Raw genomic sequence first — 2721 nt, forward strand, 5'->3', positions numbered from 1 at the left:
AGTGTGTTCTTCGGATCTGCCGCGGGTCAGCGCGGCGATCGCGGCGGCCGTCGCACGGCCTTCCGCGCTGTCATAGGTCAAGCCGAACCCGGCCAGCAGCCCGGCGAGGTCGGCGAAGCCGAGCGACAGGCGCTGCGCCTTGGCGCCGGTCCAGATGTCGAGGGTACGGACCCCGAGCGCCACGGCTTCGGCATAAGCCGGCGCATCGAAGCCGCCTTCGTGGTCGAGGAAGGCGGGAAGGTTCAGCACGAAGCGCGCCGGCGCCTTCGCATCGCCCCGCCAGACCGACAGGCCCGGGGCGCCACGGCGGGCGAGCAGAAGGGCGCGCAGCCCGTCGGCGAAGGCCGCGGCCTCCCCGGCGTCGGCCAGGACGCCGAGCTTGCGCCCGCGCTCGGCCAGCGGGGCGATCCAGGCCTCGGCGAGGCGGGGCAGGGCGACCGGCTTCGCGCCGGGAGCGATGGCGGCGATCGCAGCCGCCTCCTCCTCGTCCCAGGCGACGGGGAGGGCGATGGCGCGGGGCTCGGAGTCCGGATCCGGCGCGGCGCGCAGGCGCCACAGAGCCACACCGTCCCAGAGGGTTCCGCGCAGACTGGACATGGCAGGCATCCTGGCCGCGACTCGGGCGGTCGGCAAGCCGGATGTTGCGGTGTTCCGGGGTCGGAACCACAATATCCTGTGGATGGCATGTGGAAAACCGCGGGCGCCGCCCCGCTTTTGCGCCCATGCCGCGCTTGTGCGACAACACCGCAGACCGCAGATGCGAAGAGCGCCAGGCGGCGCGCCGAGGATCCCATGTTCGAGCGACTGCTCGCCCGTTTTGCCGGCCAGGAGGTCGGCACCGACCGCTTCGGGAACGCCTACTACGAATCCCGCGCCGATTTCGGCAACTACGGCCGCAAGCGGCGCTGGGTGATCTATGCCGGCACGGCGGAGGCCACGAAGGTGCCGCCCGAGTGGCATGCCTGGCTGCACCACACCACGGATGCGCCGCTGCCCGAGACGAAGCGCCACGCCTGGCAGGTTGAGCACCGGCCGAACCCGACCGGGACGGCCCAGGCCTATCGTCCCTCCGGCCACGACTACGCGGGCGGCAAGCGCCGCGAGACGGCCGGCGACTACGAGGCCTGGAGCCCCGGCTCCTGAGCGCGTCCGCCTCCGTGAAGTCCCGTTCCTTCGCAGAGATCGCCGCCGGCGCGGTCGTGCTGGCCGTCGCCGCGGTGTTCCTCGTCTTCGCCGTGACCAATTCCGGGCGCGGCGGCGTGTCCGGCCCGGGCCAGACGCTGACCGCGCGCTTCGACAGCATCGCCGGCCTCGCGCCGGGCGCCGATGTGCGGATCGCCGGCGTGAAGGTCGGCTCGGTCGTGGACCAGCGCATCGACCCGCAGACCTTCCTCGCCGTGCTGACGCTGCGCCTCGACGGCAATCTGCGCCTGCCCTCCGACAGCTCGGCCGAGATCGCGAGCGAGGGGCTGCTCGGCGGCCGCTTCGTCGCCATCGTGCCGGGCGGGTCGGACCGCATCCTGGCGAATGGCGGCCAGATCACCATCACGCAGTCGGCCGTGAGCCTCGAGAGCCTGCTCGGCCGCTTCATCTTCTCGATGACCGAAGGCCAGGGCAGCGGCGGCAACCGCAACGAGGGCGGCAACGCCGGGTCGCCCAGCCCCGGCGGGCGATGAGCGCGCTCGACCCGCCTCCGGTATGGCCGGGCGCCGACGGCGCGCCGGTGTCGTGCCGAGAGAAGCTGAAGGTGCTCGCCGAGAACCACCGCGAGGCGGCGCAGCTGCTGCGCGACGCCTTCGAGGATGCGGTGCTCATGGGCGTGGACGAGGCGGAGATGCGGAAGATCCTGACCGACCTCGTCGCTGCGCTGCCGAGCCCGAAGAAGCCGTGATCCGGCGTCTCGCGATGGTGGTGGTGCTCGCGACGGCGGGCGGTGCCGCGGCGCAACAGGGCTGGGTGCCGCAGCGCGTGGCGGAGTTGCAGGCGCTCGATAAGGTCACGGCGCGGGTCAGCACGTTGCGCGTACCGGTCGGCCAGCCGCAGGCCTTCGGGACGCTGACCATCACGGTTCGCGCCTGCCACGCCCGCCCGCCGGACGAGGTGCCGGACAGCGCGGCCTGGATGGAGATCACCGACAGCCGCGCCCCGGCCAACGGCGCCTCGGTGTTCCGGGGCTGGATGTTCGCCAATGCGCCGGGCGTGAACATGCTCCAGCACCCGGTCTACGACCTGCGCGTGATGGAGTGCCGGGCGCAGTAGCGCCCCCGGAAAGCGCCCCGGATTCTGTCTGGCGCGACGGCGCGCCGCGTCGCATCCTCGTCCCGCCTTGGGGAGAGCGGCGATGAACTTCCAGGACGCGGTTCGGACCTGCCTGCAGAACTACGTCACCTTCTCCGGCCGCGCGCGCCGGTCGGAGTTCTGGTTCTTCATCCTCTTCAACCTGCTCGTCCAGGTCGTGGCCGCCATCCTGGACTCGTTCCTGGGCGACACCGGCATCATGGGTGCCATCGCCTCGCTGGCGCTGTTCCTGCCCGGGCTCGCCGTGTCGGTCCGGCGGCTGCACGACACCGGGCGCAGCGGCTGGTGGGTCCTGCTCGGCCTCGTGCCGCTGGTCGGCATCATCGTGCTGATCGTGTGGTATGCGAACCGCGGCGAGGATGGCCCGAACCGCTTCGGCCCGGACCCGCGCGGCGGCGTCGTGCCCGGCCCGCAGGGCTTCGC

General features: G+C 72.5%; 5 protein-coding genes and 1 pseudogene. 5 read left to right on the forward strand and 1 reads right to left on the reverse strand.

What is annotated here, in order from left to right; translation table 11 throughout:
* A pseudogene (locus L2I40_RS21560) lies at window positions 1-597 on the reverse strand (hypothetical protein); the annotation flags it as partial.
* 195 nt (window positions 598-792) lie between these two features.
* Here L2I40_RS21560 and L2I40_RS21565 point away from each other — a divergent pair.
* The 5 genes from L2I40_RS21565 to L2I40_RS21585 form a co-directional block, all read left to right on the forward strand.
* Complete coding sequence (locus L2I40_RS21565; RefSeq protein ID WP_237217283.1) at window positions 793-1143, forward strand: NADH:ubiquinone oxidoreductase subunit NDUFA12; 351 nt, start codon at window positions 793-795, stop codon at window positions 1141-1143.
* Window positions 1144-1157: 14 nt separating this feature from the next.
* The gene (mlaD, locus tag L2I40_RS21570) at window positions 1158-1676 is read left to right on the forward strand and encodes an outer membrane lipid asymmetry maintenance protein MlaD (protein ID WP_237217285.1); all 519 of its coding nucleotides are present in this window, start codon (window positions 1158-1160) and stop codon (window positions 1674-1676) included.
* Window positions 1673-1891, forward strand: coding sequence for a hypothetical protein (locus L2I40_RS21575; RefSeq protein ID WP_237217287.1), 219 nt, complete (start codon window positions 1673-1675; stop codon window positions 1889-1891). The genes mlaD and L2I40_RS21575 overlap by 4 nt, the downstream gene beginning before the upstream one ends.
* Window positions 1888-2259, forward strand: a complete 372-nt coding sequence (locus tag L2I40_RS21580) for a DUF2155 domain-containing protein (protein ID WP_237217289.1) — start codon at window positions 1888-1890, stop codon at window positions 2257-2259. The genes L2I40_RS21575 and L2I40_RS21580 overlap by 4 nt, the downstream gene beginning before the upstream one ends.
* An 82-nt stretch (window positions 2260-2341) precedes the next feature.
* Window positions 2342-2721 (forward strand): DUF805 domain-containing protein (locus tag L2I40_RS21585; protein WP_237217291.1); only part of this gene is annotated, 380 nt, incomplete at its 3' end.

Origin of the sequence: Falsiroseomonas oryziterrae (assembly GCF_021864505.1) — a bacterium.
Classification (GTDB): domain Bacteria; phylum Pseudomonadota; class Alphaproteobacteria; order Acetobacterales; family Acetobacteraceae; genus Falsiroseomonas; species Falsiroseomonas oryziterrae.